This is a genomic window from Idiomarina sp. A28L (genome assembly GCF_000218785.1).
Taxonomy (GTDB): Bacteria; Pseudomonadota; Gammaproteobacteria; order Enterobacterales; family Alteromonadaceae; genus Aliidiomarina.
This window is the reverse complement of sequence record NZ_AFPO01000012.1, coordinates 113,275-134,428: the sequence shown is the minus strand read 5'-3', so window position 1 is coordinate 134,428 and position 21,154 is coordinate 113,275. Positions and strand designations below refer to the sequence as shown.

The 21,154-nt window shown below is 47.0% G+C and carries 15 protein-coding genes; 10 read left to right on the top strand and 5 right to left on the bottom strand.

The genetic code is table 11. From position 1 onward, the window contains the following. The first annotated feature begins 56 nt into the window (after positions 1 to 56). Genes recC through recD form a run of 3 tightly spaced genes read left to right on the top strand, consistent with a single transcriptional unit; the run spans position 57 to position 9,237 of the window. Positions 57 to 3,539, top strand: coding sequence for an exodeoxyribonuclease V subunit gamma (recC, locus tag A28LD_RS05165; RefSeq protein WP_007420014.1), 3,483 nt, complete (start codon positions 57 to 59; stop codon positions 3,537 to 3,539). Beyond that, positions 3,536 to 7,240, top strand: coding sequence for an exodeoxyribonuclease V subunit beta (gene recB / locus A28LD_RS05160; RefSeq protein ID WP_007420013.1), 3,705 nt, complete (start codon positions 3,536 to 3,538; stop codon positions 7,238 to 7,240). Before recC ends, recB begins: the two co-directional genes overlap by 4 nt. Continuing rightward, complete coding sequence (gene recD / locus A28LD_RS05155; protein WP_007420012.1) at positions 7,237 to 9,237, top strand: exodeoxyribonuclease V subunit alpha; 2,001 nt, start codon at positions 7,237 to 7,239, stop codon at positions 9,235 to 9,237. Before recB ends, recD begins: the two co-directional genes overlap by 4 nt. Here recD and A28LD_RS05150 read toward each other — a convergent pair. Then, the gene (locus A28LD_RS05150; protein WP_007420011.1) at positions 9,232 to 9,708 is read right to left on the bottom strand and encodes a peroxiredoxin; all 477 of its coding nucleotides are present in this window, start codon (positions 9,706 to 9,708) and stop codon (positions 9,232 to 9,234) included. The genes recD and A28LD_RS05150 overlap by 6 nt on opposite strands. A gap of 27 nt (positions 9,709 to 9,735) precedes the next feature. After that, positions 9,736 to 10,668 carry a hypothetical protein gene (locus A28LD_RS05145; RefSeq protein WP_007420010.1) on the bottom strand — a complete coding sequence of 311 codons (933 nt, stop codon included), beginning with the start codon at positions 10,666 to 10,668 and terminating at the stop codon, positions 9,736 to 9,738. Between the two features lie 174 nt (positions 10,669 to 10,842). On the opposite strand from A28LD_RS05145, the gene A28LD_RS05140 reads away from it, so the two are divergent. Both A28LD_RS05140 and A28LD_RS05135 read left to right on the top strand, forming a co-directional pair. After that, positions 10,843 to 11,433: a PH domain-containing protein gene (locus A28LD_RS05140; protein ID WP_007420009.1), complete on the top strand. Its 591-nt coding sequence runs from the start codon at positions 10,843 to 10,845 to the stop codon at positions 11,431 to 11,433. Next, on the top strand, positions 11,430 to 12,866 hold the full coding sequence (locus tag A28LD_RS05135; RefSeq protein ID WP_007420008.1) for a PH domain-containing protein: 1,437 nt from the start codon (positions 11,430 to 11,432) through the stop codon (positions 12,864 to 12,866). Before A28LD_RS05140 ends, A28LD_RS05135 begins: the two co-directional genes overlap by 4 nt. A 16-nt stretch (positions 12,867 to 12,882) precedes the next feature. On the opposite strand, the gene A28LD_RS05130 is transcribed toward A28LD_RS05135, so the two are convergent. Beyond that, positions 12,883 to 13,629: a ferredoxin--NADP reductase gene (locus A28LD_RS05130; protein ID WP_007420007.1), complete on the bottom strand. Its 747-nt coding sequence runs from the start codon at positions 13,627 to 13,629 to the stop codon at positions 12,883 to 12,885. A 165-nt stretch (positions 13,630 to 13,794) separates the two neighbouring features. Between A28LD_RS05130 and A28LD_RS05125 the strand changes: the two genes are divergently transcribed. Beyond that, the gene (locus A28LD_RS05125) at positions 13,795 to 14,709 is read left to right on the top strand and encodes an alpha/beta fold hydrolase (RefSeq protein ID WP_007420006.1); all 915 of its coding nucleotides are present in this window, start codon (positions 13,795 to 13,797) and stop codon (positions 14,707 to 14,709) included. On the opposite strand, the gene A28LD_RS05120 is transcribed toward A28LD_RS05125, so the two are convergent. Next, positions 14,654 to 16,618, bottom strand: a complete 1,965-nt coding sequence (locus A28LD_RS05120; protein WP_007420005.1) for a M48 family metallopeptidase — start codon at positions 16,616 to 16,618, stop codon at positions 14,654 to 14,656. The two genes, A28LD_RS05125 and A28LD_RS05120, sit on opposite strands and share 56 nt — an antisense overlap. 16 nt (positions 16,619 to 16,634) lie before the next feature. After that, positions 16,635 to 17,231, bottom strand: a complete 597-nt coding sequence (locus tag A28LD_RS05115; protein WP_007420004.1) for a LemA family protein — start codon at positions 17,229 to 17,231, stop codon at positions 16,635 to 16,637. Positions 17,232 to 17,392: 161 nt separating this feature from the next. On the opposite strand from A28LD_RS05115, the gene gmk reads away from it, so the two are divergent. The 4 genes from gmk (at position 17,393) to A28LD_RS05095 (ending at position 21,116) form a co-directional block, all read left to right on the top strand. Beyond that, complete coding sequence (gene gmk, locus A28LD_RS05110) at positions 17,393 to 18,031, top strand: guanylate kinase (RefSeq protein WP_443134842.1); 639 nt, start codon at positions 17,393 to 17,395, stop codon at positions 18,029 to 18,031. A gap of 109 nt (positions 18,032 to 18,140) precedes the next feature. Next, positions 18,141 to 18,422: a DNA-directed RNA polymerase subunit omega gene (rpoZ, locus tag A28LD_RS05105; RefSeq protein WP_007420002.1), complete on the top strand. Its 282-nt coding sequence runs from the start codon at positions 18,141 to 18,143 to the stop codon at positions 18,420 to 18,422. 185 nt (positions 18,423 to 18,607) lie between these two features. Continuing rightward, entirely contained in the window at positions 18,608 to 20,722 is a 2,115-nt protein-coding gene (gene spoT / locus A28LD_RS05100; protein ID WP_007420001.1) for a bifunctional GTP diphosphokinase/guanosine-3',5'-bis pyrophosphate 3'-pyrophosphohydrolase, read from the top strand. A gap of 1 nt (position 20,723) precedes the next feature. Beyond that, on the top strand, positions 20,724 to 21,116 hold the full coding sequence (locus tag A28LD_RS05095; RefSeq protein ID WP_007420000.1) for a RidA family protein: 393 nt from the start codon (positions 20,724 to 20,726) through the stop codon (positions 21,114 to 21,116). Positions 21,117 to 21,154 lie beyond the last annotated feature (38 nt).

Here is a 21,154-nt window from a genome sequence, read left to right as displayed (position 1 = left end):
TGAATAGCTTGTTCCGAGAAAAAAGCAGTGAAGCTGATAAATAGAAAGGAAAACCAATGAGTTTAATGCCCGCTTTCATGGTCTTGCATGGCAACCAGCTGGAGAACTTGCGCGAAGTACTGGTGCAATGGATGGCTGAGCACCCAATTTCGCCACTTGGTGAAGAGCAAGTGTTAGTGCAGAGCAACGGTATTGCGCAATGGTTGAAAATGGCACTTGCGGGCACTGATAACGGCCACCCCGGTGTGGCGGCAGGCATTCGTGTGGAGCTACCGAATCAATTTGTGTGGCGGCTTTACCGAATGGTGCTTGGGCGAGATATTCCAGCTTCATTGCCTTACGATAAAGGCAACTTAACATGGCGTATTTTACGTTTATTACCGGCTTTAAATGGCAAGGTGTTTGCACCGCTTGAACGTTATCTACGCGATGATAGTGATGGCCGCAAGCGTTATCATTTGGCTGCACGGCTGGCAGATCTTTATGATCAATATCAGGTGTACCGGGCGGATTGGCTACAACGCTGGAGCCAAGGCGCGGATGTACTGATAAACGCAGAGTTAAATGGCGCCGATCTTACTCAAGAAATGGCCGCTTTGGCCGCAAAAGCTGGATTAGAGTTTGCGTTACCAGAAGAACAATTGTGGCAACCAGCACTTTGGCGTTTACTGCGGGAGGATCTCCAGCAGCACTCCGCAACTGTTGCGTTCTCGAGCCGCGCTGATGTGCATAATAAAGCGTTAGCCAAGTTACTCGCCGGCGATATCGAACTAACAGCCATGCCTGAGCGCGTTATTGTATTTGGCATTTCATCGTTGCCAAAGCAAACTCTTGAACTATTAGCAGCACTTGGTAAACATACTCAAGTAGTGCTTGCGGTATTGAATCCGTGCCGGCATTTTTGGGGTGATATCACAACTGTTCGCGATGAAGTGCGCAGGCAACAGCGCCGGCAGCAGCGGAAATCTGGCCTGCCTGAACTGGTCAATACGGAGGATTTATATCTGCATGCGCCGCCATTGTTAGCCAGCCTAGGCAAGCAAGCGCGCGATTACCTGAGTTTAATTGACGAATTCGATCAGCCAGAGCGTTATCAAGAATGGTTTGGTAATCGTATTGATGTGTTTTTTAATCCAGCAACTCAAGCTTTTATTGCTGCAGAAGAGCCAGGAAGCGTGAGTGCTGCCGAATGGTCGCTATTGCATCAAATACAGCACGATATCTTGGAACTCAATGCGCTACCAACTGAGCCGAGAAACCTATCAGATAATGATCAGAGTATTAGTTTTCACCGCTGCCACAGCCGCCAGCGTGAAGTTGAGGTACTGCAAGATAATCTGATAGCTGCATTTGCTGCCGACCCTACACTGCGGGCTCGCGACGTTATTATCATGACGCCCGATATTGCTGATTACGCACCGCACATTAATGCTGTGTTTGGCCGAATGAACCGTGATGATGAGCGTTATTTGCCATATTCTCTTGCCGATCAAGCAAACCGCGGGCGAGTTCCGTTATTTATTGCGCTTGAATATTTGTTGTCGTTGCCGGATCAACGGGTAACCTTGAATGAAGTGTTTGATTTACTCGATGTGCCCGCCATTCAAAGGCGTTTGCAATTAAAACCCGAAGTTCTGCCACAACTACGTTTGTGGCTTACCGAAGCGGGGGCTCGTTGGGGAATCGATAGTGAGCACCGGCAAGTGTTCGATCTCGCGGCAATGGGCGATGCCTTTAGTTGGGCTTTTGCGGTTGAACGCATGCTGCTCGGCTACGCCATGGGCGAACATGAGCAATGGCAGGGGCGTTTACCTTATGCTGAAATTGGGGGCTTGAGCGCGGCTGATTTGGGCCCGATTTTGCAGTTCATTCAACAGCTAAAGCATTGGACACAAACGCTTGCAGCGCAACCGGAGCGTATGTTTGGTGAATGGCAAAACCTACTTAACGGCACCGATAACTTACTCACCACCTTTTTTGATGTGCAAGACGACACGGATGAGCGTTTGTATGTGCAATTAAACGAGGCGTTAGAACGTTTAAGTGATGCGGTGTTAGCGGGTGAATTTGATGGCACTTTGAGTTTACCAGTTTTGCGTGATGCTTGGTTGGCGGAGGCTGAGCAAAGTGGCCTAAGCCAAAAATTTATGGCTGGTAAAATAACTTTTTCTACGTTGCTACCAATGCGGGCGATTCCGTTTCAGCGTATTTATATTCTCGGTTTAAATGATGGTGAATATCCGCGTAGCCGACGGCCTGATGATTTTGATTTGATGGGGCTGAATTATCGTGCAGGTGATCGCTCTCGCCGTGATGATGATCGGTATCTCTTTCTTGAAGCGCTGTTGAGTGCACGCAGTGCGTTGTATTTAAGTTGGGTAGGGCGCAGTGATCGCGATAACACCGAAAAACCAGCAAGTGTGTTGGTAAACCAGCTGCGCGATATGTTGGCCCAGGGTTGGCGTAGCAAAGGTGCTGGCGTATTGCCGAAACTTACTCATGATTATCCGTTGCAGCCATTTTCTAGTGCTTACTTTAACGGTGATTTCGTTACCTACGCAAAAGAATGGGAACATGCGCATAGCCCAATGCAGCTGAATAGCGGGATACAGCAGCTTGCATCTACAACTGAACTTCCGGAATTATCTCTACTCGGCCTGCAGCAATTTTTGCGTAACCCCGTGCGCTATTTTGTGGCTGAGCGCTTTCGCGCCAGAGATTATCAAGATGATTTAGTACTGAATGATGATGAGCCCTTTCAGCTTGATGGCTTGCAATCGTATATTTTAAAAAATCGTATTTTGCAGCGCTTGTTGCAGCAGGGAATAGCCGATAGTAATGATGCTACGAATAGCAGTATTAATGCCCAAATAGAAGCGGTTGAAGCAGAAGGCGTATTACCATTTGCCGCGTTTGGTTTGGAAACCAAAGCACTATTGGCGCGAGAAGTGCAAGTAGTGATGAATCGCGTGCTCGATGATAAACGCGGTTGGGAGCCGGCTAGTGATAGCTTACGAATTAATTTAGCGGTTGGGCAGCACAACCTAACAACCGAGCTCGATCAACTTTTCGTTGATAAGCATGGTGAGTTTGCGTTTGTATTGCTGCGGCCAACAGCAATTCGCGATAAAGGACAGCCCAAGTGGCACCAGTTAACAGAGGCTTGGTTGCAACAATTGGTAGCTAATGCCGCAGGGCATGCACTTACTATTTGGCAATATGGGCTAGATAGCCGCATTGTGTTGCAAGCAAAACCGCAAGTTGTAGCGCAGCAGCAGCTAGAGAATTTGGTGCGCTGCTGGCAACAAGGCTTAGAAACGCCGTTGCCGCTAGCGTTAAAAACCGCTTTTGCTTATTTAAGCGGTGGCAACTCCGAAAAAGTGTATGAAGGTGATTTTAAGCTTACTGGTGAGATACAAAACTCGCCCGAGTTAGCGCGTTATTTTGCTACCTTTGCTGAGCTTGAGGCCGCCGGTTTTGCGGAATGGGCGGAAGCGCTTTATGGGCCTATTACGGAAAGCACGGAGGCTTTTGTATGAGCGATTTCAATATAAATGAAACGGCACCTGCATTGAGCGCGCAAAGTTTTCCACTACAAGGCACTCGATTAATTGAAGCGAGCGCCGGTACCGGCAAAACATACACCTTGGCGGCGCTTTATGTTCGGCTGGTATTAGGCCATGGTGCAGTAGGAACAGGGCCGGCGAACGGGGCCGCGCTGCTACCACCTAAAATTTTAGTGGTTACCTTTACTAAAGCCGCCACAGAAGAGCTTCGTGATCGTATTCGCCAACGCTTGGTAGATGCTGCGCAAGTGTTTCGAGGCCAAAGCGAGCCGGATGAAGTGCTCGCAAGCATTGTGAGCGATTACGCAGAAAGCGATTATGCAAAGTGTGCAGCGCAATTACAGCTAGCAGCTGAGTGGATGGATGAAGCGGCTATTTTCACTATCCATGGCTGGTGCCAACGAATGCTCAGTGAGCATGCTTTCGATGCTGGCACCGCATTCGCGCAAACCATGAATAAAGATTTACGCGAGTTGAGTTTACAAATTGCCCGTGATTATTGGCGCTATTTTCTTTACTCGCTGCCAGATAATCGGGTGCTGCATCATTTTGGCGATATTACTAAATCGCCCGAAGCGCTGTATCAAGCTATTCGCCCTTGGTTGGGTGCGGAAAGTGATAGCCTAGAATTTCGTGCGAGTGGAGCGGCGTTGCCACCTGCACTCGAGCCAATAAAGGCGGCCGAACAGCTGCAAGGCTGGTTCCAAAAAGTAGATCAACACGCGGCGAAATTGCGTGAGTTTATGCAACCGGAAGCTTTAGCAGAACTTGATGAAGCGTTTGCTAAAAGCATAATAAACAAGAACAAATTTCGCGAAAAAGGCTGGCTGGAAAATGAACGGCCTCAACTTGAAAATTGGATAAAGCACCCAGAGCGGTTCGATGCGCTCGATTCTGGAAGCCAAAAATTTATAGAGAAATACTCAGCCGATAATTTGATGGCGGGTACCAAAGCGAAATTTAGCCCACCGAGCCACCCATTGTTTGCCGGTTTTTCTGATCTCGTGGCGTTATTTGCTGCTCGTCCGCAATTGCATTTGGCTGTGCTACATCATGCCGCATGCTGGTTTACAGAAGAGTTTCAAAAGCGTAAACAGCAACGAGCGGAACTCGGCTTTGATGATTTACTAACGCGCTTATACGAAGCGTTGCACCGTGAAGGTGGCGAAGCTTTAGCGGAACGTATTCGAGTGCAGTTTCCCATGGCCATGGTGGATGAATTCCAAGATACCGATGCAGTGCAGTTTGGCATTTTTCGAAAGATTTATCCTAAGGTTACGAGCACAGATTATGGTTTAGTGCTGGTGGGCGATCCGAAGCAAGCCATTTATAGCTTCCGTGGTGCGGATTTGTACACCTATTTGAATGCGCGTGAACTCACCGCTGGGCAACATTATAATTTACCAAAAAACTATCGTTCTACCCATAACCTTGTGGCTTCGGTGAATGCGCTATTTGTAAGGGCTGAAAAGCAGGATGCGGGGGCGTTTGGTTTTGCGCACGAAGGCCATAATCCCTTGCCGTTTTTCGCGGTTGCAGCGGCAGGTAAGCAAGGTTTCTTGCAAGAGCACGGAGCAAACACACCGGCATTGAACTATTGGCTAGCTGATGAAGCGGTAGAAGAATTACGCAAAGGCGAGTATCAACAGCGTATGGCAAATGCCTGTGCGGATCGAATTGCAGAATTACTCAATGGCAGCGCACTAGGTACCTCAGGGTTTAGCAAAAGCGAAAACGATGAGCTAATAACGATTACACCTGCTGATATCGCCATACTGGTGCGCGATAGAAATGAAGCAAAGGTAATTCGCGATGCCCTCAATGCCCGGGCATTACGCTCGGTGTATATGTCGGATAAGGATTCAATTTTCGCTACTGAAGAAGCCACCACCATGCTGAGCTGGCTGCAAGCCGTTTATTCACCAGAAAATGAAACACGTTTGCGGGCGGCACTGTTATTGAGGCTTTCAGGCCAAAGCGATAGCACTTTAAGCCACTGGTTTGAAGATGAGCAAGCGTGGGAAAAAATTACTGATCAAGTTCGCGAATTTCGTGATATTTGGCGTTATCAAGGTGTGTTGCCCATGATTCGAGCTTGGCTGCATGCTTTTGATTTACCGCAGCGCTGGCTACAAAATGATTCGGGTGAGCGCACGCTTACAAATATGCTGCATTTAGCAGAGTTATTGCAACAAGAAAGCAGCCAGCGTGATGGCGAAACTGGCTTGATGCGCTGGTTTGCGCAGCAGTTAGATGCGGCAAACCCTAATGAAGAACTAGTGCAACGGCTTGAGAGCGATGCTGATCGGATAAAAGTGGTTACGATTCATAAATCGAAAGGGCTGCAATACAACTTAGTGTTCTTACCGTTTATTTGTGGCCATAAAGCCGTAACTGCGAAACATTCGGTGCGCTATCATGCGGTTAATGAAGATTCTGGGCATACGATAGTGGAGCTTGAGCCCGACGATGAAGCCATTGCGCGGGCTGATAACGAGCGCCTGCAAGAGGACATTCGCTTACTTTATGTTGCGCTAACTCGCCCAGTTTACGCTTGCTGGCTAGGGCTTGGTGCTTATCGCGATGGTAACGCAAAGTATAGCGCAGTAAACCGCAGTGGCTTGGGTTGGTTATTGAACTTGCCGGCAAAACCAACGGCGGCAGATTTGAAAACTGCGTTAGCCGAGCTACCTTGGCAGCACGAGCAAGAACCCAGCTTTGCCACCTATGAGAACGCACCTAGTGAAGCGCAGCCACAATCTGCATTGCGCTTACCGCGGGCAATTCATACCGAACACTGGTGGATTGCGAGCTATTCGGCGCTTCGTACAGGTGCTATTTATGTGCCAGAAGCACCTGATACCGCAACTCAAGAACACTACCAAGATGATGATCAGGGTTTTGCTGAACAAGCAGGTAACGAACCCACAATAGCCTATGCGCCCGAAAATTTGCTGGGAATGCATGGCTTTCCTCGCGGCGCCAGTGCAGGTACCTTCTTGCACAATATTTTAGAAGTAGCTGCCGAGCATAAATTTAAGCAAACCGAGGGGCCGGAAATGCAAGCGCTGCTGAGCCGTCGATTAACTCAGCGTGGTTGGGAAGCGGAAACGGAAACATTGCAAAGCTGGTTGCAGCAACTTACATCGGTGCCCCTTGCCACTGGTGATGAATGCTTAACCGAGCTGCCGGCAATTGTGGCGGAAATGGAATTTTGGCTAGAAGTAAATAACCTTAAAGCTGCCGATTTAGATCGGGTAATTAGCCGTTATCTATGGCCGGGTAAAGCGCGCCCGGCCTTGCTTGATGAAGATTTGAACGGCATGCTTAAGGGCTTTATTGATTTAACGTATCAAGATAATTCTGGTCGCTATTGGGTGTGCGATTACAAATCTAATTGGCTCGGCAATGATAGCGCAGCCTATACCGAGCGTGCGATGGAAAAGGCTATGCTAGAGAAGCGTTACGATGTGCAAGCAAGCTTGTATTTATTTGCGTTGCATCGGTTACTGAGCGCCCGAATTCCGGATTATGTAGATAATATCGACCATTATTTAGGTGGTGGCATGTATTGGTTTATTCGTGAGCCGGCAGCGGGCCAATGTGTGTTGAAACCGGATAGCCAACTATTGCATGAGCTGGATGCGTTATTTCGTGCGGAGGCGGCCGAATGATAACTACAGGTATCGTGCAGGAATGGTTCAGCAAGGCATTAGCACAACGAGAGTTGCGGCCGATTGATATCGAACTGCCCCAGGTTTTACATAAACTTGCCCCCGAAACGAACCCACTCGGTTGGTTGTTATGCACGCTCGTAAGCCACCAGTATGGCCGTGGCCATAGTTGTATGCGGCTATCTGAATTAATACAAACACCGGAATATGTTTTAGGTTTCGCACTACCAAGTGAGTTTAAAGCCGCGCTGGTGGAAAGTGATTTACATCAGGTACTACAAAATAGTGCTTGGGTGCAGTGCCTTGCGCATGCAGATGAAACGGTTACCCAGCCGTTAGTGTATTTTGCAGGTGCGCTTTACTTGGCGCGCTTGTGGAAAGCTGAGCATAGTGTGGCGCACGCAATCGAAACACGCATTGCTACATCGAATGCGGAAAATTCAGTAGATTCAGATTTACCAGCGTTGTTGAAACAAGTATTTGGCGAGCCGAATACCGCTACGATCGATTGGCAAGCATTGGCTTGCGCTATGGCGGCGCAACGAAAATTTGCCATTATCACGGGTGGCCCTGGCACCGGAAAAACCACCACCGTAGTTCGGTTGTTGGCAATATTGCGGCAAAAACACGGCGATAATTTACGCATTTTGCTTGCAGCACCAACAGGAAAGGCTGCTGCACGGCTTACTGAATCGATTTCCGGAGCTATTATTCGCTTACCGGAAGCTATGCAAGCGGGTATTCCAACCGAGGTTACTACCTTACATAAAATGCTTGGTGCTCGGCCATTTCGGCGTTCGTTTAAGCACTCTGCAACGCAACCCTTGGCTGCCGATGTGGTGGTGGTTGATGAAGCCTCAATGGTAGATTTAGAAATGATGGCAGCGCTTATGAATGCACTGCCAGAGAACGCACAATTGGTATTACTTGGCGATAAGGATCAGCTGGCCTCAGTGGAAGCAGGCTCGGTGCTCGGTGATTTGTGTAAGGGAGCTGAAGCGGGGAATTATTCAGTAGAAACTTTGGCAATGCTGCAAGCTTATACCCATCACGATCTATCGGCCTTTGCTGCGGTGCCTTCTTCTGATTCTTCTGCCAGTGCCTACAATCAGGCCACCGTAATGCTTCGCGAAAGCCATCGTTTTGGCGCTGATTCTGGCATTGGTAATCTAGCGCGGGCGGTAAATGCTGGGGAAATACACCGTACATTGCCAAGTGCAAGTGCGAGCGAGAATGGCAAGGCATACACCACCGAATCGATTTTTGCCGCTTTTAATGATTTGAACCTGCTAACCCCACAGCAACATGAAAAAATTCATCCTACAGAATTCACTGAACTGCGAAAATTAGTGGTGCAGGGTTATAAAACGTATTTGCAGCTAGTTGCCAAAGGCGAGGCAAGCGCTGATCTTGAGCTGGGTGCTGAGGCTACTCCCAAATTAAGCGCTCGTGATAAGTGGGCAAAAGAAGTTTTAGATACTCACCGCAGTTTTCAGGTTTTAGTAGCTCTGCGCAAAGGCGTATGGGGCGTGCAGGGCTTGAATGATATTGTAACTGAGTGGTTACAAAGTGCCGGTTTTATAGCTCGTGCTAGTTTAGGGGCAAAAACTTGGTATGCCGGGCGGCCAGTGTTAGTTCAGCGCAATAACTATACTTTGAACCTAATGAATGGCGATATTGGTATTACTTTACCAGATCCGGAAACCGGTAAGCTGCGTGTGGTGTTTGAGCAAGCCGATGGCTCTATTAAGTGGGTATTACCTAGTAGGTTAAGCGATGTTGAAACGGTGTTTGCGCTAACGGTGCATAAATCGCAAGGGTCAGAATTTGCTCATACCGTGTTGGTATTGCCCGATGAAATCAACCCGGTACTCACCCGAGAGCTGGTGTACACAGGAATTACACGAGCAAGTAAGGTATTTACACTCGTTGCTGCAAAAGCATCGGTTTTTGTGGATGCAGTACAGCAACGAGTTATTCGTAGCAGTGGCCTATAAGTGCTTAAGCACGTGTTCGGCTGAACTTACTTCAAAGGCTTTCGGGCCTTCTACAAATAAGTTCACCAACACGCCATCACGGATAATCATGGCGAAACGTTGGGTACGAACACCGCCGAATGCACCGGTATCCATGCTAAGGCCAAGGCTTTTTGCCCAGCTCGCATCGCCATCAGAAAGCATAATTACTTTATCATCTACTTCTTGGTCTTTTGCCCAAGCCGCCATTACAAATGCATCGTTTGCGGCTAAGCAGTAAATACCATCTACGCCTTTATTTTGGAATCCTGCGGCTAAACGCACGTAACCCGGTAAATGCTGCTCTGAGCATGTAGGTGTAAAAGCACCAGGTACTGCGAACAATACATGAGTGCCTTTTGCAAAGGCTTCTGCCGGGTCAAACTGCTCGGTTCCGATAACACCTTTTTTGGTTAAGCTGCCGGCTGGAATTTTATCGTTTTCTTTAATCATAATTGCCTCATAATTTTTTATTGAACGCTAGTGTGCGTACTGCCATACACGGCTACGTAGTAGCTCGCGATATGGCTCAGGTTCAGGGTTATTTCGAAACCATAAATCTAAGGTATCGAGAAATTTAGAATTTTGACGAACTTGCGGCAACACCTGATTAATTGCGTTTACCATATTTTGGCCCCATTCGTTATTGGTGCATCCAATAGCTCCTAATACGTAACTATCTTTTGTTTCAGCTATGGGTAAAAATGCAAGTGGTGCTGTATTCGAGGTGCTGGCATCAAAATTGTTTAGAATTTGGTAATCAATAGTGTAATCAATTCGGCCAGTTTTAATCATTGCCAATATTGCTGCAGTAGCATTTTCGCCGGTATGCACAACGCGAGTAATTTCGGTGCCAGCAAAGCCATCAATAATGTGCTGCAAAGAAGGGTAACGGCGGCCTGCTGGGTAACCTAATTGAAAGTTACTATCGCGTACCAAGCTTTCTAGGCTTACTGGGCTGCCATACTTTACCACCATTGCGGCTGCGTGCTCTTGGGTTGTAATAATGCCATGCGGATAATAAAAATGCGTTGGTTCGGTGTAAGTTGCAGAGGTTGAAGTTGGCCGGTGAATCATGCAAGGAAAACATTGATTTTGGTTGCGATCGAATTGCTGGGTAATGCGCGTTGAAGGAAAAACGGTGCGGTTGCTTTTCAGTTCTGGAATCGCCTCATCGATTACATCTATGAGCACATCGCAAATACCTTGCCCTTCTAATTTCCCTGATACGATATGAAAAGGCGGCGCGGTATTAATTACCCATTCAAGCGTAGCCGTGTTTTCTGCGATAACAGAGGCAGTGGGTTGGTTTTGTTGTTGCACTGCTGAAGTGGCCGATACGGCAAAGCTTGGCCCGAAAAGAAAGAGATTCAATAGTGCAAGGATAAAAATATTTCGCAATATTTGATGCATACCATTCCTAAGTGATAGAACTTAATTGTCACAGTGGTTGTTTAGTATTAGAGAAAAACAGTAGGATGCAAACAACGAAATTGTATAAGAATGTAAATGGCTACTGGTGTTTCATGATCACTGCCGTAATATAGAGCAAATTCTACCTTACCCTTGTTAGGAACGATAATAAAAATGAATGATATTCAATGGATTCCTGTAGAACCGAACTATAAAAACCAGCTTCGGTTCGGCAACACTGTGTTTTTGGGTGGTATCTTTATAGCTGCAATAGCAGCGGCGATTTGGATAGATAAACTGCCGACATGGATTCCTTTGGCGATCGCTTCCGGTATTTTTGTGTTGTGGCTTATTCTTTTTATATTCTGGGCGCCTGCCCGTTGCCGGGTAACCAGCTATGCGCTGGAAACCGATGTAGTGCGGTTTCGCCTCGGTGCGCTCTGGCATAGAGAAACTTCGGTAACTCATAATCGCTTGCAGCATTTGGAAATCGAACGCGGGCCGGTAGAGCGCATGCTTGGGCTTTCACGTTTAAAACTATTCACTGCCGGAGGTATGGGCTCTGATCTAGTGATTCCAGGCCTAGCACCAGCGGTGAGTGAAGAAATTCGTAACAACCTGATTGCTAAGATTCGTGATGAAGTTTTGCAAGAAGGCTCGATTACCAGTTCTGTGGAAGCTGCAGAAAATGATTCAGAAGAAGCCTCTGTGCAGCAAGATGAGAACGAACAGGCGAGTAGCTCTCCTAAGGTAAAGCCTGAATGAAATCGGATGTACTTGATTGGCAACGGCTGCCGCTAGTTTCGCTGATATTCTTCTTTATTAGTAGTGTGCGGCTAACCATAAAGCACCTATATAACGCGCTACCGGGTTTAGTGGCGATATTTGTTGGTTTACGAAGCCTGTTGCATTGGTGGCCGGTTGCGGTAGGTGCGATATTTGTTATTTTGCTCGTGGCAACTTTTTTGCGTTATCGTCGGTTTTCTTACGTTCTCGAACCGGAACGCATTCGGGTGCGCCAAGGTGTGCTGAAGCGTACTGAGCTGAATCTTGATTACGATCGCATACAACAAGCCGATATTCGCCGGCCAATCTGGTTCAAGCCCTTTAAGTTGGCCATCTTGCAGTTGCAAAGTGCAGGTAGTAAAGGCTCGGAAGTTGAGGTTGCGGGGTTAGCCGATGATTTAGCAGAGCAACTGCAGAAAGATATTTTAAATACTTTGAAGGCCACTGATTCGAGCGCTGAAAGCGATGTATTGAATGCTGATCGGCAAGCCGATTTTGAGTTATTGTTACCGCGTTCTGAAATTCTGCGCGTTGGGCTTATTCAAAATGCACTCTTGGTTGTAGGTGTGCTCGCGGCATTATTGTTCTCCAATCAGTTTGTATCTGAGTATGTAATTGATTGGATGGAAAACTTCGTTGAAGGCTTTGCCTCGGTTTGGCAAGCGGTAGTGATTTTGGTGGGCTTTGGGTTTGTTGCGTTAGTAATAGTGTTACTTGGTGCCGTGCTATTTTTCTATAATCAATACTATGGCTATCACCTGCAACGGCAAGGCGATAGAGTTGCTTACAAAGCAGGTTTAATCGGCAGTTTATCGCGCAGTTTCCGAATTCCGAAGTTGCAATTGATTGAGTTCCGCCAAGGCTTAGTTGCACGAGTATTACGGCGTTGGCAGCTTCGCATTTTGCAAGCGGGTGGTATAAACGATAAAGCCGAAGGACGTTTTACTGTTCCTGTACTGAATCGTAGTAACCGTGATTTGATCGGTAGCGATTTGCAATTACCTGAACCCCAATGGAATCGTGTGCACAAAATACTTATTCCACGTTATTGGCTGATTCCTAGCGTTGTAGCAGGTTGGTTAGTGAACCCTTGGGCGGGTATTGCGGTAGCTGTAGCTATTCTTTTATTACGTTTTCTATGGTGGCGAAACTTTGCTTGGCATTACCATGGCGAATGGATAGCGGTAAAAACCGGGTTATTTGGCGTTAGTGAACGTTGGGCTCCAGCAGCAAAAATGCAGCGCATTCGTATTAGTTCAAACCCGTTTTCGCGGCTGCTCAACTTACGTGCATTAAAAATTGATACCGCGGGCGGAACGCTTTCTATTCCGTGCATACCAAAAGAGCAAGCTGAGCGTTTGCAGCGAGAAATTTTGGCACTTACTGCAACAAACAATAAACGTTGGATGTAGCGAGCTCGGTAGGCCGCTATTTCCAATATTGCTCAACGGTTACGTTACCAGGTTTGCGGCGAAGGTTTTTATCCAAGCCTTTCTCCAAAAGCGCCGCTTTGCTCTCAACAATCATGGCAGGGTTGCCGCATATCATTACTTGCGCTTGGCTATCTAAATCAACCCCCACGGCTTTCTCGAGCAAGCCGTTGGCTATTAGAACCGGAATGCGCTGTTGCAGGCCATTCGGCACGGTTTCACGAGTTACCACCGGTTGATAATGAAAACGGTTTGGGTATTGTTGTTGCCACTGCTGAATTTGCTCTTGGTAGCAAAGATCTCTGCCGTAGCGAACACCATGCACGAGAACTACATGTTCAAAGCGTTGCCAGGGTTCTTCGGTGTGGAGCATCGAAAGATATGGCCCGATACCAGTGCCAGTGCTAATTAACCAAAGGGTTTTACCATCGGGGATTTCGCTGAGAATAAAAAAGCCTGTAGGCGGGGCGCTTACTTCTAACGTATCGCCCACCTTAAGTAAATCGAGGCGCGGTGAAAGTTCGCCATCAGGCACGCTGGTAATCAGAAAATCGAGTAGGTTATCATTTGGGCTGTTTACTAAAGAGTAGGCGCGCTGAATTCGCTTTTCGGTGCCGGGTAAGCCAAGCCTTACAAATTGCCCTGCGGTAAATGAAAATGGTGTTGGCGTTTGCACCCGTAAGCTGAATAAATCATCGTGCCAACGTTTATTTTCAACTACAGTACCGATTATCCATTGTGCCATTTTAGGCCCTCAAATATGCTTGCTTACTGTGCGCCACTTGGCAGTAATAGTGCTTGAACTAAAACTTATGAGTGCCGCGTAGATATAAAAAGAACAGTTATCTTGCGCTGATTTTGAAATTTTTCAACCAGCATTTTGTAGGGTTAATCCTAATTAGGAAAGTTGATGCAACAGGAACAGAAACTCGAAATTGGTGGCATAGCTTGGTTACGCTGGCAGTTTTCTGCACCCGAGGGCTTTATGTTGAAGGGGGTTCGTACACCTGCGCGCGGCCTTCCTGTTTTGCATTTTATTCATGGCAATAGCTATTCGGGCCTAACTTATTTACCACTTTGGCAACAGCTAGCCCCACATTTTGATATCTTTTTGCATGATGCCCAAGGCCATGGTGATAGTGAGCATGGTGGAAAATTTGTAGGCTGGGGCCGCTCTGGCGAGCTAGCCGCCCACACTTGGAAGCAATATTCAGCTGAGTATCCAAATGTGCCGCATATTGGCATGGGCCATAGCTTTGGTGGTGCCTTAACCAGCCTTATGAGTTCAGCCGATAAGAATCTGTTTCAACAATTGCTGTTGCTCGATCCCATGTTATTCCCGCAAAGCATGATTCGTTGGGCAATGCCACTTGGCCGCATTGGTTTGAATCCGGTAGCTAAAAAAGCGCGTCGCCGCCGCATGCTTTGGCCCGACGAAAAAGCGGCAATGGATGCATTGCGGGGCCGGGGGATGTTTCGAGGCTGGCAAGAAAATGCGCTGGCGGCTTATGTTCAACACGCTATGGAGCCTACTCCGGAAGGAAAGCAGTTAAAGTGTTTGCCAGAGCGGGAGGCGGAAATATTCAGCACCTATGTGCCAAAATTATGGCGAGAACTCAGTGCAGTAACCGTGCCCACATTCGTATGGATCGGCAAGCACACCTATCCGTTTTTAAATAAATCGATGGCGGCTTGGAAGGCTGCCCACCCCAATCTCTCTATTACTGAAATTGAGGGTGGGCATTGCTTTATGCAAGAAGACCCAGAAACTATTGCGGCTCAGATTCGTGCGGTAGTGGCTCACCAATACAAGCTGAAAGCGTAGTAAGAAGCTTGCGCTCAACCACATTAATTTCACCATCATTTTTGGCGCAGGTTAGCCAAGCATTTACCATCTGCTCTTTCTCTTGCACCGACCATTGGTCGATGCGATCTAAGCAATCACTTAGCTCTGCAAAATTAAAGGGCTGTTGGCGATAAGGTTTTAGGTTTTTAGAGAAGCCTTGCGCACCCGCTGCAAAAGCAGCTTCTGCTGCACTATCACTTTCATGGCCATACCAAGCCAACACCGATAAAGTAAATTCGGCATCTGATTGCTTCCGAATACCTACTTTAGCCACTCGTTTGTTGGGTTCGAACTCAGCACGCACGTAGCGTTGCAGCATCTGCACCAAACACCATTCATAAAGCGAAACTTGATTATCAGCTGCCACCAATTTATCTAACGTTGCGAGGGCTTTGTAGGCTTCATCTTTATCGAGCGATTTTAATGCGGGCACCGAAAGCTCAATAAGTGGCAGGCGTTGTTCGAGCGGAAGCTCGGAAATTTGCTGATAATCTTTTTCACTGCGCTGCTGCAGTTCACGATCGTGTTCAGAAGCAATAATCTTGAATTGATTGTTACGCACTTCATTATCAGCACTTAAGGCCATGGCAAATACTAATGCTTGCGCTCCGGCTTGCTGGCGAACTTCAGTGCGCATAGCTTCATCAATAATGGTTGCGGCTACAACACCCTGAGTGAAGTTTTGCCCAGCATCGGCGTAATCACCGGGAATCATACCCTCAGGTAATGAAGCCGCAACACCGCCGCCTATGCCACCACCAAGCGCACCCGCTGTGCTGCCAAGAACTGCCATGCGTTGAGCCATACGCTCTTTTTCACTGAGCTTGCTTTCTGCTGCTAGTTCCTCGGCAAGCTGCTTTTTTGGATTGCTGCGGAACTTACCATCCCAGTTTGGACGTACACGCTTGATACGTTTAGCAAGCGGTGGGTGAGTAGCAAACAATGAAACCGCTTTGCTAATCGCTTGGCCGAAAAATAGATGTGAGGCCTCATCGGCATTTTTACTTTCTACTTTACTACCCGATCCCTTGTCGGAACTTAGTGCGCCAATTTGCTCTAAAGCCCCGCCAATCCCTTCCGGATTTCGAGTAAACTGCACGGCTGAAGCATCGGCTAGATATTCTCGTTGCCGGCTTACGGCCGCCTTGATGATATTTCCGAAGAGAACCCCAAGCGCACCAATAACCAGCAACCCTATACCAATAAAGGGCAAAGGGTTTTTATCGTTGCGGCGGCTATACATGCCCGTACGAAGTAACAGATATCCGGCATGAGAGATAAATAGAATTCCGTTTAAGATTGCGATAATGCGAATATTCATGCGCATATCGCCATTCAAAATGTGGGCTATTTCGTGGGCAATAACGCCTTGCAGTTGATCACGAGTAAGATTTTCAACGCAGCCTCGGGTAACCCCTATCACTGCATCTCGTGGTGAGTAGCCAGCAGCAAAGGCGTTAATACCTTGCTCTTGCTCCATCAAATACACCGGAGGAACAGGCATATTCGCGGCAATTGCCATTTCTTCCACTACGTTGAGTACTTTACGTTCGGTGGCATCGTTACTATCGGGTGATAAACGGCGGCCACCAAGGCTTTCAGCAACAACTTTGCCGCCACCTTTTAACATATACCACTTAAATAGCACGGCAAGGCTGATGGCGGAAAGGGTCATTCCCATTACGGCAACAATAATATCCCAATGAAAAAGAAACTGGCCGCCGCCTGCACTTTCTTCGTCCATGGCACTCATGCCGCCGGTAAAGGCGGCAACAAGTAAACCAGTGAGTAACAGTAACGAAATCACTGCTAATCCGAATAGCACCACCAAAAGCCGCGTATTGCGCCTAGCGATAGCCTGATGTTCAAAGAAATTCATTGCCGACATTTAGAGTTCCCAGTAATTAAAATTCAACTTTTGGCGCTGCTTGAATCGCTTCGCGATCTTCAAACTGCAACAAGCCTGCATCTTCGCCATGGCCAACTAGGCCTGCAAATATCACTGGTGGGAATGATTGGCGATAAGTGTTGTATTCCATTACCGAATCGTTAAATGCTTGCCGAGAAAACGCTACTTTATTCTCAGTGCTAGTAAGTTCTTCACTGAGTTGCGCCATGTTTTGATTCGCTTTTAAATCTGGGTAAGCTTCCATTACTACATTTAAGCGACCCATAGCACTGCCCAGCGCACCTTCGGCACCCGCTAAATTTCCCATAGCTTTGGCATCGCCAGGGTTTGCCGAAGCGCCTTTTAATGCTGCGGCTGCTTGGTTGCGAGCTTCAACTACCGCTTCTAAGGTTTCCCGCTCATGCTTTAAATAAGATTTTGCAACTTCAACTAAGTTGGGAATCAGATCGTAACGGCGCTTAAGTTGCACATCAATTTGTGCAAATGCATTTTCAAAACGGTTTTTCAGGGTAACTAATTTGTTGTAAATGCCGATTGTGTAAAACACAACAACAACCAGCACCGCAATTAGAATCCAGTGGGTAAGTTCCATGGCAAATTTCCTCTTAAAATAAATACACAAAGGTATTGAAGTAGTTGTTATAGCACGGAATCGCAAAAGCCTAAATGTGGCAATGGCCGATTTCAGGGAAAAGTGGTTTTTTTCCGATATTCGGTGTACTTTATGCTGCACCTTTGAACTCACTTAAAAGCGTGCCTATGTCGAACGTTAGTGGAAACCTATTTGTTATCGCAGCGCCAAGTGGCGCCGGTAAATCCAGTATGATTAAAGCCTTGCTTGAGCGGCATCCAAAAGGCTCTATGCAGGTATCGGTAAGCACCACTACTCGCCCACCACGGCCGGGTGAAATCGATGGCGTGCATTATCACTTCGTGAGCGAAGAAGCGTTTTTACAACAAGTAGAAAAACATGATTTCTACGAGTGGGCAAAGGTATTTGATAACTATTACGGTACTTCGCGCACGGTAATTGAAGATACCTTAGCAAGCGGCATTGATGTTTTCCTTGATATCGATTGGCAAGGAACCCGGCAAGTGAAAGCGGCCTACCCAGGCGTGCACACCATATTTATCCTGCCACCCTCAAATGAAGAGCTCGAACGGCGATTACGTGAACGGGGCCAAGATAGCGATGAAGTTATCGCTAAACGTATGGCCAAAGCACAGCACGAAATGTCGCATTATGCTGAGTTTAGCTACCTAATTGTGAACAGCGATTTCGATAATTCGGTAAATAACCTAGAGCATATTGTGATGAGCCAACGCTTGCGCCGCTCGAAGCAGCAAATTCGGCATCGTGAAATTTTGCATAATCTGCTCGCTGAAGAATAAAAATCGAATTAAAACAATGCACTGAGCAATAGATCTTGGCGGATTTGCTACTTTGCAGTACACTATTTGCCCTTTCAAAGAATGAATTTGAGTTTCGCGGAGTAATAAGATGGCACGGGTAACAGTAGAAAACGCAGTAGCACGTATTGGAAACCGGTTTGATTTGGTTCTAGTAGCAGCACGTCGTGCGCGTCAAATTGCTAACTATGGCAAAGAGCCAATGGTGCAAACAACGAACGATAAGCCAACTATTATTGCGCTTCGTGAAATTGAAGCTGGTTTTATTGATGCTGGCCGTCTTGATCAAGACGACCAAGATGCGCAATATGCGCAAGATGAAGCAGAAGTTGCAGCAATGGCTGCACTAAAATCTAGCGATTCAAGCGAGTAATCGATTTTCTCAACGGGGGCAATCTGCTCCCGTTGGCATTTCCCCCGTTGGCAAATTGTTTGTTTACCCTTATCCTCTCTGTTATAGGTAGAAATAATTATCGCTCACCGTATGAGCGAATATCTAAGTAAAAGCACTTAGGTAACAAAATACTTAAGTTAAAACAGAGAAGTGAGAGCGCTGAAGTGTATCTTTTTGAAGGTTTGCGCACATTAACCGAAGCTTATTTACCTGCTGATCAAGTAACACGCCTTGAACAGGCTTTTGTTGTGGCTTTCGATGCCCACGGCGAACAAAAGCGCCAAAGCGGCGAACCTTACATAACTCACCCAGTAGCAGTAGCATGCATGCTTGCAGAGATGCGGCTTGATCATGAAACCCTAATGGCTGCGCTGCTGCACGATGTTATTGAAGATACCCCTGTAACCCAAGAAGATCTTGCAGAACAATTCGGGCCTACCGTTGCCGAGCTAGTTGAAGGCGTATCGAAGTTAGATAAGCTGCAATTCAACAGCAAAGAAGAACACCAAATCGAAAACTATCGCAAAATGATTATGGCGATGGTGCAAGATATTCGGGTGATTCTAATTAAGCTCGCGGATCGCACACACAATATGCGTACTATAGGTTCCTTACGGCCCGATAAACGCCGAAGAATTGGCCGCGAAACCCTAGAAATTTATGCGCCGCTGGCTCACCGTTTAGGTATTCACAACATTAAAAATGAGCTTGAAACTTTAGGCTTTCACGCGCTTTATCCGTGGCGGGCACGCCTGCTCGATAGCCAAGTTCGCAAAGCTCGTGGCAACCGTAAAGCATTGCTAGTACGCACACACGATGAGGTGTTATCACGCCTAGGTGAAATGGGTATTCGGGCGCGAGTTTATGGCCGTGAAAAGCATCTTTATAGCATTTATAAAAAAATGCTAAATAAAGAATTAAAATTCACCCAAGTTATGGATATCTATGCATTTCGCGTAGTTGTTGATTCGGTAGATACTTGTTATCGCGTTTTAGGTGCGGTTCATAATTTGTATAAGCCGATAGAAACGCGCTTTAAAGATTACATTGCGATTCCAAAATCGAATGGCTATCAATCATTGCATACATCGCTGAAAGGCCCGCATGGCGTGCCACTGGAAATTCAAATTCGCACCGAAGAAATGGATTTAATGGCGGATCGTGGGGTAGCAGCGCATTGGTTGTATAAAGATATTGAAGATAGCGGTACCACCGCGCAAGTGCGCGCGCAGAAATGGATGCAAAGCTTGATTGAATTGCAGCAAAGTGCCGGTAATTCGTTCGAGTTTATTGAGAATGTTAAATCAGATTTATTCCCCGATGAAATTTACGTGTTTACTCCCGATGGCCGTATTATCGAACTGCCACAGGGCGCCACGCCGGTTGATTTTGCCTATGCCGTGCATACAGATATCGGCACTACCTGTATTGGTGCACGGGTAAACCACAAAGCTTATTCGCTAAGTAAACCACTTGAAACTGGGCAAACGGTAGAAATTAGAACCGCGCCAGGTTCGCGGCCAAATATTGCGTGGCTGAACTTCGTGGTTACCGGCAAAGCACGGTTGAAAATTCGTCAGTATTTAAAGAACCAAGAATTTGATGAGGCTCTGGTTCTGGGTGAGCGCCTGTTGCGCGCATCGCTTGGTAATATCAATATGAATGATATTAAAGAAGCGGAATTTACCCGTGTAGCGCATGAATTGAAACGTGAAGATAAGCAAAGCTTGTTGCGTGATATCGGTTTAGGCAACCTCATGGGTGTTGCTGTGGTTCGCCGGTTAATCGGCGATGAGCAGCGGCTTAAAGCAGCGGCTGGCGATGATGAACGCGGCCGCAGTTTAGCCATAAAAGGTGCCGATGGCTTGCTATTATCGTTTGCTAAATGCTGCCGGCCGATCCCTGGCGATGATATCATTGCTCACGTAAGCCCCGGCCGCGGTTTAGTGATTCACCGCCGCGAGTGCAAAAATGTGCGTGGTCACGAAGAAGAACCCGGCCGTTATTTTGCAGTACAGTGGGATAACAAACCGGATTCCCAGTTTGTTTCTGAAATTCGTGTAGAAGTTGTGAACCATCAGGGTGCGCTTGCGCAATTAACGCAACAGATCGCGCGCACTGGTTGTAATATTCACGGCTTAAAAACTGAAGAAATTGATTCTAGTATTTATTACATTGATGTGGCATTAACTATTAATGATCGCAAACATCTTGCTGATGTAATGCGGCAAATTCGGAAAATGCCGCACGTACAGCGAGTTTCTCGTTTAAGGAAATAACATGTCGAAAGTTATTATTGCTACCGATAAAGCACCAGCGGCTATCGGAACATACTCACAGGCCATTAAAGTGGGCACTACCGTGTATCTTTCTGGCCAAATACCATTAGTGCCAGAAACGATGGAAATGGTTTCCAATGATTTTCGCGCGCAAGCTCAGCAAGTGTTCAAAAATTTAAGCGCGGTGTGTGCAGCAGCAGGTGGCGAATTGCAAGATATGGTGAAGGTACAAATTTACCTTACCGATTTAAGCAACTTCGCGGTGGTAAACGAGGTAATGGCAGAACACTTCAATACACCTTACCCCGCGCGTGCAGCCATTGAAGTCTCTGGCTTGCCGAAAGGTTCGCAAATTGAAATCGATGGTGTGATGGAATTACCTACCACGAACTAATTTCGTTCCCTTATCGTTTCCGCAAATGTTTACAGAAA